Genomic DNA, 14553 nt, shown 5'->3' with positions numbered 1-14553 from the left:
CAAAGAGAGACTCGCCGCCAGCGTCGGAACAAGCCGTTGCCGGGGCGAGTCTGAGAGGTAATCAGTTACGGGTCAGCGTGCGAAACCCCTGCCGAGGGAGGAGCCGCTCTTGACCGTGCCGAGGGTGCCCGCGCCGAAGCTGACCGAGCCGGTCGCGGTGGGAGTGTTCACCGGGTTGGAAAACGCCCAGACTGCGCCGTCCCGGTTCTCACCGGTGGCGCCGGCGAACAACTCGGCCCGTCCGTCGCCATTGACATCGAGCAGGTTGGTGTCGGCGCCGAAGAAGTCGTTCGGCTCCGCGGTGCCCGGGACGTTCCTGGTGTTCTGGCCGATGCTGTAGGCGCCGTCCCCGGTGAGCCCCTTCTTGCCGCCGCGCAGGACGGTGACCTGGCCGGCCGCGTACACCTCGCCGAGGTCCTCGCTCGCGCTGCCGGTGGAGACGTCCGCGTACCCGTCGGCGTTGACGTCACCCACGGAGATGCCCCCGCCGAAGCCGTCGGACCACTCCGAGCTTCCCGGCACCCCCGGGGTCTCCTGCGTGATGATCGTCGTACGGGAGGTGTCGGGGCCCTTCGCCGAGCCGTGCACCACGCCGAGCTGGCCGCCCTTCAGCAGCGGGTCGTCGAGGTCGACCTCGCCGAAGCCGTCGTTCGGGCGGCCGATGACGAGGTCGGCGAACCCGTCCTTGTCCACATCGCCGACACCGAGGCTCTCGCCGCCGCGCACGCGCGTGCCGTCGGGGTTGTTCACCGGGGCGGGGGCGCTCAGGCCGCCGGGGGTGCCCCGCAGGACGACCGCGCGCCGGTGCCGGTAGTCGGGGTCGTGCATGTCGTCGTCGCTGACGTCGTGGATGAGCGCGACCAGGTCCGTGATGCCGTCGTGGTCGACGTCCCCGGCCGCCATGTCGTCCGTGACGTACGCGGGCTCGATGGCCAGGGTCCGGCTCTTCGCGGCGCCCGTGGTGCGGTCGAACGGCCCGGACAGCAGGCGGTTGCCGGTGGCGAGGTCCAGATGGCCGTCGCCGTCGAAGTCGCCGAGCGCCGGGGTCTCGGGGTCGACCCGATCCTCCTCGGTGCCGGTGGCCACGGCCGTGCCGCCGGACAGGCCCTGCTTCCCGCCCCACAGCACGGCGAGCGTGCCGGCCGCTCGGACGTCTCCGACGCTCTCGCCCGGGGCACCCACGACCAGGTCGGCGTAGCCGTCGCCGTCCAGGTCACCGGCGGCGAGACCGTCGCCGTAGTCGTCGTTGGTCTCTGCGGCACCGGGTATGCCCGGGGTGTTCTGGCTGAGGACCTGCTTGTGGGTGAGGTCGAGGCCCTTGGGCGAGCCGTACACGACGGCCACGTACCCGGCCTGGGCCTGACCGTCGACCTTTCCGCGCGGGGCGGCGACCGCCAGGTCCTGGTAGCCGTCGCCGTTGAAGTCGTCCCGGAGCTTGTCCGCGACGGCCGGGGCGGCCGGGGCGGCGTGCGCGGCGGCCACCGGGGTGGTCACGGCCGCGACGACGGCGATCGCCGTGGCGACCGCTCGGCCGACCCTGCGCTTGGCTATGGACTGAGGCACGTCAACTCCGTTGATCCGCCGGGCAGTTACGGCGCGGCGGGGAACAAGATCCCCACCGGCGCCACCCTGTACGACTCACCGAAGAACGACTTGGTTGCACCCAAGTCCGTTGCGCATGTGCTGCTTGTTGACTCAGAACGGCTCGAAGTCGTCGAACTCCTGCTGCGCCTCGTCCCGCTCGGCCTGCCGGTCCTTGCGGCGCTGCGCGGCGGGCCGCTCCCCCTCGAGGCGGTGGTCCTCACCGCGCCGGCCGAGCATCTCGGCCCCGGCCGTCATGGACGGCTCCCAGTCGAAGACGACCGCGTTGTCCTCGGGGCCGATGGCGACGCCGTCGCCGCCCCGGGCGCCCGCCTTCATCAGCTCCTGCTCGACACCGAGCCGGTTGAGCCGATCGGCGAGGTAGCCGACGGCCTCGTCGTTGTTGAAGTCGGTCTGGCGCACCCAGCGTTCGGGCTTCTCGCCCCGCACCCGGAACAGGCCGTCGGCCTCCTGCGTCACGGTGAAGCCGGTGTCGTCCACGGCCTTGGGCCGGATCACGATCCGGGTCGCCTCTTCCTTCGGCTTCGCGGCCCGCGACTGCGCCACGAGCTCGGCGAGCGCGAAGGACAACTCCTTCAGACCCATGTGTGCCACGGCCGAGACCTCGAACACGCGGTAGCCGCGCGCCTCCAGGTCGGGTCGCACCATCTCGGCCAGATCCTTGCCGTCCGGTACGTCGATCTTGTTCAGCACGACCATGCGCGGCCGGTTGTCCAGCCCGCCGTACTGCCGCAGCTCCTCCTCGATGATGTCGAGGTCGGAGACCGGGTCACGCTCGGACTCCAGCGTCGCGGTGTCGAGGACGTGCACGAGCACACTGCACCGCTCCACGTGCCGCAGGAACTCGAGCCCCAGACCCTTGCCCTGGCTGGCCCCGGGGATCAGCCCGGGCACGTCGGCGATCGTGTACACGGTGGAACCGGCCGTGACGACACCGAGGTTCGGCACGAGCGTGGTGAAGGGGTAGTCGGCGATCTTCGGCTTGGCGGCGCTCAGCACCGAGATCAGCGACGACTTGCCGGCGCTCGGGTACCCGACGAGTGCCACATCGGCGACGGTCTTCAGCTCCAGGACGACGTCCCGCAGGTCTCCCGGCTCGCCGAGCAGCGCGAACCCGGGCGCCTTGCGCCGCGCGGAGGCCAGCGCCGCGTTGCCGAGCCCGCCCCGGCCGCCCTGTGCGGCGACGTACGACGTGCCGTGCCCGACCAGGTCGGCGAGGACGTTGCCCGCCTTGTCCAGCACGACCGTGCCGTCCGGCACCGGCAGGACGAGGTCCTGACCGTCCTTGCCGGAGCGGTTGCCGCCCTCGCCGGGCTTGCCGTTGGTGGCCTTGCGGTGCGGGGAGTGGTGATAGTCGAGCAGCGTGGTGATCGACTGGTCGACGGTGAGGATCACGTCGCCGCCGCGCCCGCCGTTGCCGCCGTCCGGCCCGCCGAGGGGCTTGAACTTCTCACGGTGGACGGAGGCACAGCCGTGGCCTCCGTTACCCGCGGCGACGTGCAGCTCGACGCGGTCCACGAAGGTGGTCATGGTGTGTGCCTCCAGGTGCGTACGTATGTGTACGAGGTTGTACGGGGTTGTTCTCTGCGTAACACGCGAAAGGCGGACCCGCTTCCCGTGAGGGAAGTGAGGTCCGCCTCGCGAAAGCTTCCGATCAGGCGACCGGAACGATGTTCACGACCTTGCGGCCACGGTGGGTGCCGAACTGCACCGAACCGGCCTCGAGGGCGAACAGCGTGTCGTCGCCGCCACGGCCGACGCCGGAGCCCGGGTGGAAGTGGGTGCCACGCTGACGGACCAGGATCTCACCCGCGTTGACGACCTGACCGCCGAAGCGCTTCACGCCGAGCCGCTGGGCATTGGAGTCGCGACCGTTCCGGGTGGACGATGCGCCCTTCTTGTGTGCCATTTCTCCTCAGTCCCTTACTTCGCAGCCGTGGGGATCTCAGTGACCTTGATCGCCGTGTACTGCTGGCGGTGGCCCTGGCGACGGCGGTAACCGGTCTTGTTCTTGTAGCGCAGAATGTCGATCTTCTGGCCCTTGTGGTGGTCCACGACCTCGGCCTGGACCTTGATGCCGGCCAGCACCCACGGGTCGCTGGTCACGGCGTCGCCGTCGACAACGAGCAGGGTCGAGAGCTCGACCGAGTCGCCAACCTTGGCAGTGGAAATCTTGTCAACCTCAACGATGTCGCCGACAGCAACCTTGTGCTGGCGACCACCGCTGCGCACGATGGCGTACACGCGGATCTCACTCTCTCGCTCGGGAAACGGCACCCCCGCAGGCCAGCCGCCCGACTCAGCGAGCAGCCTCTCCTGGCGCCCGGCGCCCGGAGGATGAGGTTTACGGGGATGTAGACGCGTCAGTCGACACGCCGACGGTCAAGGGTACGAGCCCGCGGCCGAAGGGGTCAAACCGAGCCGGGCCCGCCACCTGTGCGACCGGTCACGCCGGTCGCACAGGCAGTGGATCTCAGCCCTCGTCGGTGGAGGCCGACACGGAGGACGCGGACGGTGCCGACTGCTCCGCCGCCACCGTCTTCTTCGACGCGGTCTTCTTGGCGGCGGTCTTGGTGGTCTTCGCCGCCTTCTTGGCCGTCGTCTTCTTGGCGGCGGTCTTCTTCGCCGCCGTCTTCTTGGTGGTGGCGGCCTTCTTCGCCGTGGCCTTCTTGGCCGTCTTGCGGGCCGTCTTCTTGGCGGGCGCCGACTCCTCGGCGGCCTCCTCGGTGACGGCCGCCGCCGGGGAGGTCTCCTCCGCCGCGGTCTCCACCGTGGCGGCCTCCACCGTGGCGGTCTCCTCGGACGCGGCCGACGGGACGACCACGACGGCCGTCTCCTCGGACGCCGTGGACACCGTGGGCTTGCGCACGGCGCGGCGGCGCGGACGGGCCGGGGCGGCGCTCTCCGAGGCGGGCGCCTCGGCGACCGCCTCGGCGGCCTCGGCCTGCTCAGGCGCCTCCGTGGCCGCGGGCGCGGTCTCGGCGACCGTCACCACGGCCGCCTCGGCCCCCGCCGGGGAACCGGCCGGAGCGGACACCTTGCGGGTGGCCCGCCGCCGGGTACGGCCCTTGGGCGCGGCCTCCTCGGCCGGAGCGGCCTGCGCGGCCTCGACCACCGGGTCCTCCACTGCCATCGGCTCGGCCTGGGCCTCGGCGGCCGACTCCGGCTGCACCGGACGGGCGACCTCCTGCTCGGCGGTCACGTCCTGAGCCGTCGGCGCCTCGGCCTCGGCCTGCTCGGCCCGGCCCCTGCCGCGCCGGGCCTTGTCCCGGCCCTGCTCGGCGGCCTCACCGCGCGGGGAGCCCGCCGGAGCCGACGCCCGCCGGCTCGCCCGGCGACGCGACCGCCCCCGGCCGGCCGCGGCCTCCGCCTCGGCGGCGCTGCTGTACAGCTCCTCGTCGGGCTCGAAGGACGGCTCGGGCAGCGCGATCGGCTCGGCGGCCTCGGCTCCGACCTCGGCCTCGGTCTCGGCCTCCTGCTCGGCGGTCTCGACGGCCGCCTCGTGCACGTGCGGCAGCTCGGCGGCGCCGGCCCGCGCGCGCTTCTTGCGCTTGCCACCGCCCCCGGCGGCCGTCGGCTGCTCCATGTGCACGATGACACCGCGTCCGTTGCAGTGGACGCAGGTCTCGGAGAAGGACTCCAGCAGGCCCTGCCCGACCCGCTTGCGGGTCATCTGCACGAGCCCCAGCGAGGTCACTTCCGCGACCTGGTGCTTCGTACGGTCCCGGCCCAGGCACTCCAGCAGGCGCCGCAGCACCAGGTCCCGGTTGGATTCCAGCACCATGTCGATGAAGTCGATGACGATGATGCCGCCGAGGTCGCGCAGCCGCAGCTGGCGGACGATCTCCTCGGCCGCCTCCAGGTTGTTCCTGGTGACGGTCTCCTCGAGGTTGCCGCCCTGGCCGGTGAACTTGCCGGTGTTGACGTCGACGACGACCATCGCCTCGGTCCGGTCGATCACCAGCGAACCGCCGCTGGGCAGCCACACCTTGCGGTCGAGGGCCTTGGCGAGCTGCTCGTCGATCCGGTACGTGGCGAAGACGTCGACCTCGGAGGTCCACTTCGACAGCCGCTCGGCGAGGTCCGGCGCGACGTGCGAGACGTACCCGTGGATGGTCGACCACGCCTCGTCACCGCTGACGACGACCTTGGAGAAGTCCTCGTTGAAGATGTCGCGCACGACCCGGACGGTCATGTCCGGCTCGCCGTACAGCAGCGTCGGAGCGTTGCCGCTCTTGGCTTTCTTCTGGATGTCCTCCCACTGCTGCTGCAGCCGCTCGACGTCCCGGCGCAGCTCGTCTTCGCTCGCGCCCTCGGCGGCGGTGCGCACGATGACGCCCGCGTCCTCGGGGACGATCTTCTTGAGGATGGTCTTCAGCCGGGCCCGCTCGGTGTCGGGCAGCTTGCGGCTGATGCCGGTCATGGAGCCCTCGGGCACGTACACGAGGTAGCGGCCCGGCAGGGAGACCTGGCTGGTCAGACGGGCGCCCTTGTGACCGATGGGGTCCTTCGTCACCTGGACGAGCACGGACTGGCCGGACTTCAGGGCGGACTCGATGCGCCGCGGCCCGTGGGCCATGCCGAGCGCCTCGAAGTTGACCTCACCGGCGTACAGCACGGCGTTGCGGCCCTTGCCGATGTCGATGAAGGCGGCCTCCATCGACGGCAGCACGTTCTGCACCTTGCCGAGGTAGACGTTGCCGACGTACGAGGTCGCCTGCTCCTTGTTGACGTAGTGCTCGACGAGCACGTCGTCCTCGAGGACGCCGATCTGCGTGCGGTCGCCGTGCTGGCGGACGACCATGACCCGCTCGACGGCCTCGCGGCGGGCCAGGAACTCGGCCTCGGTGATGATCGGCACGCGCCGGCGGCCCTGCTCGCGGCCTTCGCGGCGGCGCTGCTTCTTGGCCTCCAGACGGGTCGAGCCCTTGATGGACTGCACCTCGTCGGACGGCTCGGCCTTGGGGCGGGGCTCGCGGACCTTGACGACCGTGCGCTCGGGGTCGTCGTCGGAGGGCTCGGCCTCGGTGCCGGAGTCACCGGCACGGCGACGGCGGCGACGGCGCCGGCGGCTGCTGCTGGAGCCGCCTCCGCCGGACTCGTCGCGGTCGGTGGCCTCGTCGGAGTCCTCGTCGTCCTCCTCGGCGGAGTCCTCGGTGTCGGCGGTGGTCTGCTCGGACTCGGCGTCCGAGCCCTCGCCGCCCTCGTCGGAGTCGGCGGACTCGCCACGCCGGCGGCGGCGACCGCCCCGGCGACGGCGGCGGCGCGAGCCGCTGCCCTCGGACTCGTCCTGGTCGTCGCCGTCGGCCTGGTCCTCGGCGGACTCGTCGGCCTCCTCCGCCTCGTCGGCGGAGGTGTCGGCGGCGGTCTCGGGGGCCTGGGTCTCGGGCTCGTCGCCGGCACCCCGGCGACGGCGACGCCGACGCGAGCCGCCGGTCTGCTCCTCGCGCTGGGCCTCGGCCGGCGCGGACTCCTCGGCCTCCTGCGGCTCCTCCGCCCCGGCCGCCTCGGCGGCGGCCGCGGCGGCGGCCCGCTCCGGCGTCTGGAACTGGGGCTCGGTGAAGACGGGGGCCTGGAACAGCGCGACGGCGGGCCGCCTCGGGCGCGACGCCGACTCGCTCTCGCCGTCGTCCGCACCCGCGGTCGTCCGGGCGGCGGCCTTCGAGGCCCTCGCGCCCTTGGCGGGCTGGGCGGGCTCGGCGAAGCCACTGGCGGCCCGGCGCACCACGCGGCGGCGGCGACGCGGTCCGGCCTCTTCGGCCGACTCGGCGGCTTCGTCGGCCGCGGTCTCGGCGGGGGCGCGGGCGGGCTCGGCGGCAGCGGGCTCGGAGGCGGTCACCTCGGACGCGCGGGCGGGCTCGGCGGGGTTCTCGGTCACAGGTGCCTTCGCCTCCTCGGCGTTGCCCTCCACCGCGTCCGCGGCGGAAGGCGCCCCGGCGGGCGCGGACGCCCGCCGCGAGGCACGCCGGCGAGTCCGACGCGGAGCAGCCTCTTCAGCGGCCTCGGCACCTTCGGCGGCGCCCTCGGGCACGGCCGCAGTCTCCGGGGCGTCGGCCACGGCCGGGGCGGCGACGGTCCCGGCCGCCTGCGCCGGAGCGGCGACGGTCTCGGCGGTCTCCGCCGGAGCGGCGGCGGGCGAGGTCACGGTGCGGGTGGCGCGACGCCGGGTGCGCTTGGGAGCGGCGTCCTCGGTCGCGTCGGCGGACGCGGCGGGCGTGACGGCCTCGGCCGGCTCGGCGGCGGGGGTGTCGGCGGTCGCCGTGACCACGCTCTCGGCGGCCTCGGCCGACTCCGGAGCCCCGGCGGGCGCGGAGGCACGGCGCACGGCGCGACGCCGCTTGGGCGGGGCGGACACGGCAGCCTCATCGCTCACGACGGCCTCGGGAGCCTTGTCCGCCTCGGCGGTGACTTCCTCGACCTCGGCGGCCTCCACGACGTCGGCCGCGAGATCCTCGGCCTCGGCGGCCGGTACGGCCGGCGCGACGGTCTCCACCGGCGCGTCGGAGGAGGCGCCGGTGGGCGGACCCGCCGGGCGCGACGCGGCACGCCGCCGCCGGCGGGGCGGCAGGGTGTCGCTGGGGGTGTTCTGTTCGGAACCCTCTGTGGGTTCGGTCGGTTCGAGCATGCGGGCTTGTCTCCCGTCAGGCTCCCGGGCGCCGCGCCTGGTCCGGCGATGCCGGTGACGTCCGCGGCGCGCGCTGTGCGCGTTCGCCGCCGTCCGGGGCGCGGGCGCCGCACGGGAGCTCTCTGTGTCCTGTCTCGCCGGTTCCGTACGCCGAATGCGTACGGCCTGGCGAAAGTCTTCTGGTCGGTGCGCTGCCCGACCCAGGTGGCTCCCGAGTCCGAGGGCGGCGCTACGACGTCCGTCCCTACGCGGGACCTTCCTTACGCCGACGCCGTCGCGGTGGCAGTCGTTTCGGCCGTTGAGTGGGCCTCGACTGCCTCGCGGTCGGGCGCGAGCGGGTCGGTCACCGTGCCGGTCTCTTCATCGAACAGCCCCTGCGCCAGCCTGGTCACCGCAGCGGGGACCGGCGGCGCCAGGTCGGCCACGGCGCGGAGACCGGACAGGACGTCGTCGGGTCGTACGGCAGGCGTCACGTGCCGAACAACCAGCCGCAGTATCGCACAGGGCTGGTCGGTCGGCCTATCAGCCTGCGAACTGTGCGTTTCCTCCGGACCGCGGACCTCCAGGCTCGCGACCGCGGAACGGGCGTCGAACGTACGGACGCCGTTCTTGGCAAGGCGTTGGACCTCGACGGTCTCGGCCGCGTTGAAGGCGTCCGCCGCGCGGCGGGCCTCCTCGACCGGCACCCCGTCCAGCCGGAGCTCCCAGACGGAAGCCGTCAGCCGGTCGGCGAGTCCCGAGGTGCGGGCCTCGACCGCCTCGGTGATGTCTAGCCCGGTGGGCAGCGACTCGTCCAGGAGGGCCCTGAGCTGCTCCGGGTCGCGCGGCGCGGTGAGCGCGATCTCCAGGTACTCCGCCTCACTGCCCGTGCCGGTGGGTGCGGCATTGGCGTACGACACCTTCGGGTGCGGTGTGAAGCCTGCCGAGTAGGCCATCGGCACCTCGGCACGGCGCAACGCACGCTCGAAGGCGCGCTGGAAGTCACGGTGGCTGGTGAACCGGAGGCGGCCGCGCTTGGTGTAGCGCAGTCGGATGCGCTGCACCGCGGGTGCGGGCGGCGGGCCTTCGGGCTGTCGCTTGCCCAGTGTCGTTCAGTCCTTCGTGAGAGCGGTCGTACTGCTACCAAGAGTACGTGCCTCGCGCCCCGATGGTTCCCTCCGGCCGACCGGCTGCGGCTGCCGCGGCTCGCCGAAGAGCATCCGCCGGAAGTCGGCGCGGGCCTGACGTACGGACTCACGGGCGGCGGCGAGCGCCTGCCGGGTGGCCCGCCCCACGCTCCGGGCGGCCTCGGCGGCGGGCCGCAGGAGGGTGTCCCGCACGGCGTGCCCGACGGGCGTCAGCACGCTGCGGTACACCCACCGCACCGGTTCGACGAAGATCCACCGCAGGAGGGTGCCGAGGAAGCGCCCGACGGTGAGCGAGATGTGCCCGGCGACGCGCCAGGCGTGGCCCAGGGCGTCCCACGCCTCCCGGCCGATGACGGCGAGGACGCGTCCGACCGGCGTGAGGATCCAGCGCCAGAGGGCAAGTGCGGGCAGGACGAGCAGGATGCGGGCGATCCAGTAGAGGGCCATGCCGATGCCGGTGACGATCGTGCTCACCAGCCACACGAGCCCCTTGCCGCACCGGACGACCGCGCGGCCGACGGGCGCGAGCACCCAGGTGTACAGCCAGAGGGCCGGTACGACGACCAGGTACCTGGCGAGCCAGGCCACGACCGTCCAGACGCCGATGCCGAGCGCGGCGAGCCCGGCGCCGACCCCCTTCAGGACCCATCCCACCGCGTGCCCGACGGGCGTGAGCAGGTGGGCGTACACCCAGCCGAGCGCGGCTCCGACGCCCCTTCCGAGCCAGGCGGCGGCCGCCCCGATGCCCCGGGCGACCCATGCGAGCCCGTGCCCCACCGGTGTCAGGACCCAGCGGTACAGCCAGACCAGCGGCACGACGAGGAGGACGTTCCCGAGCCATCCGAGGGCCTTGCCCACCGGGACGACGACATACCGCCACAGCCCCACGAACGGCCAGACGAACACCGCCCGTCCGAGCCACAGCAGCGCCCGGCCGAGCGGCCGCAGCAGTGCGTCGTTCAGGAACCGGCCGGTGACGACGAGCCCGTCCCACAGCATCCGCACGGGGACGACGAGGACGAGCACGATGATCCGCACGGGAATCCGGATCGCGACGGCGAGACACCCCTCGACCGCCTCCGGCTCACGCCGGACCTGCGGCTCGGTCGGCCGTTTACCCAGATCGACCCGCGCCTCAAGGCTCTCGCGGGGATGCTTCTCCAGATCCATACCGTCGTAGACGCCTTCAGGGGCCCGTCCGGATCCAGCACCGCACAACCCCGCCCCGTTCTCCCGCGTTTCCTCCACTCGGCCGCAAGATCATATGGCTCACGCGGGGGTGATCCGCACCTGCAGCAGCCGGGGGGCTCCTCGAAACCGCTGCGGGCGTAGGCGGGGATGGCCGCGAGTTCGGCAGGGCGGGCGGGGCGGATGCCGAGGTTCTCCATCAGAGCGTGGTGGGGTCCGCTGCCCCGTCCGTCTCCCAGCGCAGCAGATCTCCCGGCTGGCACTCCAGCACCTCGCACAGCGCGGCGAGGGTGGAGAAGCGGACCGCCTTGGCGCGGCCGTTCTTGAGGACGGCCAGGTTGGCGGGGGTGATGCCGACGCGTTCCGCCAGTTCACCCACGGACATCTTGCGTTTGGCCAGCATCACGTCGATGTCGACGGCGATCGGCATCAGATGACCTCTTCCAGCTCGGCCCGCATACGGGCCGCCTCGATGTCGCGTGCGACGGCCTGTGCGAGCAGCATCCGCAGCACGAGCACGACCAGCGCGACGCCCAGCACGGCCATCACGACCCCGCACAGCAGAAGGACCACCCCGGGAGCGACGGCCTCGCCCGGCGCGAGGACGACCGCGAGCGCGAAGACCAGCAGGGCGGCCGCCACGAACGCGCCGATCACGATGTGCACGTAGCGGAACGCGGCGCTGGAGAACACCGTCCCGCGACGCACCATCGTCACCAGCCGCCACACGCAGACCACGACGACCTGGGCCGTCACGATACCCAGGATCGTGATCACGAGGATCGGGGTGCGCAGATACGCGTACTCGGGCCTGAGCCCGTTCATGTCGACGGCCAGCAGCGGCACCATCACCGCCTGCACGAAAAGCGACCCGGCGAGCAACACCACGAGCACCCCGCGCAACGCCGCCACGGCCAGCTTCCCCATCACCACTCCCTCGATCGATCCACGATGGAAATCTATCGAGATTCGATATGTGGCGCAAGGAGTCCGGCCCCTCACCGCCCCCCTCACCGCTCCGCCTTCCACGACGAACACGGCGAGCATCTGCCCACAGGTGTGTGCGACACGTGACACCGTGGCAGGAGACGTGCATGCCCGGCACTCGGGTCGAGGAGGACGCAGTGGATTGGCGCGTGTTCGCACGGTAGATGGCCTCCATGGCGCGTGACCTGCTCGCCCAGGACTCCGTCGGCGCCACACTCGAGCACATCACCAAGGCGGCCACGCAGTGCGTGGCGGGGTGCGACGCGGCCGGCATCCTCCTCCTGCACGGCAGGCAGGTGGAGACGCTCGCGCCCACCCACGACCTGGTCGTCGAGAGCGACCAGTTCCAGGACACCTTCAGGACGGCCCCTGCTTCGACGCGGCCCGCATCAGCAGCGGGAGCGCGTGTTCCGCATCGCCGACTTCACCGCCGAGCAGCCCCGATGGCCCGCCTACGCCGTACAGGCCCGCAAGCTGGGCGTGGGCAGCATGCTGGGCTTCCTGCTCTACACCGAAGACGAGGACCTCGGCGCGCTCGACCTCTACTCGCACCACCCGGGGTCCTTCACGGACGACAGCGAGACCGCCGGCTGGCTGCTGGCCTCGCACGCGGCCGTGGCCTTCTCCAGCGCCCGCAGTTACGCCCAGATGGAACAGGCCATGGCCACGCGCCACGTCATCGGCGAGGCCATGGGCATCCTCATGGGCAGCCACCACCTCACCGAGGAGCAGGCCTTCGACCTGCTGCGCCGCTACTCGCAGGAGAAGAACATCAAGCTCCGCGAGGTCGCCCGGCGGGTCTGCGAGAAGGGCCGCCTGGCATGACGGCTCCCCCAGCACACATTCTGAACTGGGGGAACCTGCCCGAGTCGGCCCCCCAGGGGAGCGTCACCAACCCGGCCTGCTGAGCGGGTCCCCCGGATGACGGACCTCTCACCTACCGGGGTCCGGCAGGCTCAGAAGACGGGGGCGTCACTCACTCAGTGCGAATGACCGCTGGGCGCCGGTGCCGCGTTCTTGACCGTCAGGGGCAGCAGTTTCTTGCCCGTCGGGCCGATCTGGATCTGAGTGTCCATCTGCGGGCACACCCCGCAGTCGAAGCACGGCGTCCAGCGGCAGTCCTCGACCTCGGTCTCGTCGAGGGAGTCCTGCCAGTCCTCCCAGAGCCAGTCCTTGTCCAGGCCGGAGTCGAGGTGGTCCCAGGGGAGGACCTCCTCGTAGGTGCGCTCGCGGGTGGTGTACCAGTCGACGTCGACGCCGAACGGGGCGAGGGCCTTGTCCGCGCAGGCCATCCAGCGGTCGTACGAGAAGTGCTCGCGCCAGCCGTCGAAGCGGCCGCCGTCGTCGTAGACCGCGCGGATGACCGCGCCGATGCGGCGGTCGCCGCGGGACAGGAGGCCCTCGACGATGCCGGGCTTGCCGTCGTGGTAGCGGAAGCCGATGGAACGGCCGTACTTCTTGTCACCGCGGATCTTGTCGCGCAGCTTCTGCAGACGGGCGTCCGTCTCCTCGGCCGAGAGCTGCGGGGCCCACTGGAAGGGCGTGTGCGGCTTGGGGACGAAGCCGCCGATCGAGACCGTGCAGCGGATGTCGTTGGAGCGGGAGACCTCGCGGCCCTTGGCGATGACCTTCGTCGCCATGTCGGCGATCTGCAGGACGTCGTCGTCAGTCTCGGTCGGCAGGCCGCACATGAAGTACAGCTTCACCTGGCGCCAGCCGTTGCCGTACGCCGTCGAGACCGTGCGGATCAGGTCCTCTTCCGAGACCATCTTGTTGATGACCTTGCGGATGCGCTCCGAGCCGCCTTCGGGGGCGAAGGTGAGGCCGGAGCGGCGGCCGTTCCTGGTGAGCTCGTTCGCCAGGTCGATGTTGAAGGCGTCCACCCGGGTCGAGGGGAGCGACAGACCGATCTTGTCGTCCTCGTAGCGGTCGGCGAGGCCCTTGGCGATGTCGCCGATCTCCGTGTGGTCGGCGGAGGACAGGGACAGCAGGCCGACCTCCTCGAAGCCCGTCGCCTTCAGGCCCTGCTCGACCATGTCGCCGATGCCCGTGATGGAACGCTCGCGCACCGGGCGCGTGATCATGCCGGCCTGGCAGAAGCGGCAGCCGCGGGTGCAGCCGCGGAAGATCTCCACCGACATGCGCTCGTGGACCGTCTCGGCCAGCGGGACCAGCGGCTGCTTGGGGTACGGCCACTCGTCCAGGTCCATGACGGTGTGCTTGGAGACGCGCCACGGCACCCCGCTGCGCTTCGGCACGACACGGGCGATCCGGCCGTCCGGCAGGTACTCGACGTCGTAGAAGCCGGGGACGTACACCCCGCCCGTCCGCGCCAGGCGGAAGAGGAGCTCCTCGCGGCCGCCGGGGCAGCCCTCGGCCTTCCAGGCGCGGACGATCGCGGTGATCTCCAGGACGGCCTGCTCGCCGTCGCCGATCACGGCGCAGTCGATGAAGTCGGCGATCGGCTCGGGGTTGAACGCCGCGTGGCCGCCGGCCAGGACGATCGGGTCGTCCAGACCGCGGTCCTTGGACTCCAGCGGGATGCCGGCCAGGTCGAGCGCGGCGAGCATGTTCGTGTAGCCCAGCTCCGTGGAGAAGGACAGGCCGAACACGTCGAAGGCCTTCACGGGCCGGTGGCTGTCCACCGTGAACTGCGGGACGTGGTGCTCCCGCATGAGCTCCTCGAGGTCCGGCCACACGCTGTAGGTGCGCTCGGCGAGGACGCCCTGCTGCTCGTTGAGCACCTCGTAGAGGATCATGACGCCCTGGTTGGGCAGACCGACCTCGTAGGCGTCCGGGTACATGAGCGCCCAGCGGACGTCACAGGAGTCCCAGTCCTTGACCGTGGAGTTGAGCTCTCCGCCGACGTACTGGATCGGCTTCTGCACATGCGGGAGCAGAGCTTCGAGCTGCGGGAAAACCGACGCAGCGACTTCGGCAGGCATGTCGCGCACCTTCGTGAGCTGGACTGAACTGACAGGGGTGACCATCCAGACTAACGCGGCCGCGGGGTACCTCCGTACG

Annotated in this window: 10 protein-coding genes and 1 pseudogene; 1 reads left to right on the top strand and 10 read right to left on the bottom strand. The window is 71.8% G+C overall.

Annotated elements, in window-relative coordinates:
- Positions 1-72 precede the first annotated feature (72 nt).
- The 9 genes from K4G64_RS40965 to K4G64_RS05980 form a co-directional block, all read right to left on the bottom strand.
- Entirely contained in the window at positions 73-1563 is a 1491-nt protein-coding gene (locus tag K4G64_RS40965) for an FG-GAP-like repeat-containing protein (RefSeq protein ID WP_221754977.1), read from the bottom strand.
- A 132-nt stretch (positions 1564-1695) separates the two neighbouring features.
- Positions 1696-3132, bottom strand: coding sequence for a GTPase ObgE (gene obgE / locus K4G64_RS06015; RefSeq protein WP_221754976.1), 1437 nt, complete (start codon positions 3130-3132; stop codon positions 1696-1698).
- A 124-nt stretch (positions 3133-3256) separates the two neighbouring features.
- Positions 3257-3511: a 50S ribosomal protein L27 gene (gene rpmA, locus K4G64_RS06010; RefSeq protein WP_031107501.1), complete on the bottom strand. Its 255-nt coding sequence runs from the start codon at positions 3509-3511 to the stop codon at positions 3257-3259.
- A 14-nt stretch (positions 3512-3525) separates the two neighbouring features.
- Positions 3526-3846, bottom strand: a complete 321-nt coding sequence (gene rplU / locus K4G64_RS06005) for a 50S ribosomal protein L21 (RefSeq protein WP_030836278.1) — start codon at positions 3844-3846, stop codon at positions 3526-3528.
- Between the two features lie 229 nt (positions 3847-4075).
- Positions 4076-8227: an Rne/Rng family ribonuclease gene (locus tag K4G64_RS06000; RefSeq protein ID WP_221754975.1), complete on the bottom strand. Its 4152-nt coding sequence runs from the start codon at positions 8225-8227 to the stop codon at positions 4076-4078.
- A gap of 260 nt (positions 8228-8487) precedes the next feature.
- The gene (locus K4G64_RS05995; RefSeq protein ID WP_221754974.1) at positions 8488-9270 is read right to left on the bottom strand and encodes a TIGR03936 family radical SAM-associated protein; all 783 of its coding nucleotides are present in this window, start codon (positions 9268-9270) and stop codon (positions 8488-8490) included.
- A gap of 48 nt (positions 9271-9318) precedes the next feature.
- Positions 9319-10524, bottom strand: a complete 1206-nt coding sequence (locus K4G64_RS05990) for a hypothetical protein (RefSeq protein ID WP_221754973.1) — start codon at positions 10522-10524, stop codon at positions 9319-9321.
- A 217-nt stretch (positions 10525-10741) separates the two neighbouring features.
- Complete coding sequence (locus K4G64_RS05985; protein ID WP_221754972.1) at positions 10742-10972, bottom strand: helix-turn-helix transcriptional regulator; 231 nt, start codon at positions 10970-10972, stop codon at positions 10742-10744.
- A complete protein-coding gene (locus K4G64_RS05980) occupies positions 10972-11469 on the bottom strand; it encodes a DUF2975 domain-containing protein (RefSeq protein WP_221754971.1) in 498 nt (165 codons plus the stop codon). Before K4G64_RS05980 ends, K4G64_RS05985 begins: the two co-directional genes overlap by 1 nt.
- A 224-nt stretch (positions 11470-11693) precedes the next feature.
- On the opposite strand from K4G64_RS05980, the pseudogene K4G64_RS05975 reads away from it, so the two are divergent.
- Positions 11694-12354: pseudogene (locus K4G64_RS05975) on the top strand (GAF and ANTAR domain-containing protein).
- A gap of 155 nt (positions 12355-12509) precedes the next feature.
- Here the strand turns inward: K4G64_RS05975 and K4G64_RS05970 are convergent.
- Entirely contained in the window at positions 12510-14474 is a 1965-nt protein-coding gene (locus tag K4G64_RS05970; protein WP_221754970.1) for a TIGR03960 family B12-binding radical SAM protein, read from the bottom strand.
- Positions 14475-14553: the final 79 nt, after the last annotated feature.

Source organism: Streptomyces sp. WAC04114 (assembly GCF_019733245.1).
Taxonomy (GTDB): Bacteria; Actinomycetota; Actinomycetes; order Streptomycetales; family Streptomycetaceae; genus Streptomyces; species Streptomyces massasporeus_A.
The sequence above is the reverse complement of the archived record's forward strand: the minus strand, read 5'-3'. Positions and strand labels throughout refer to the sequence as shown.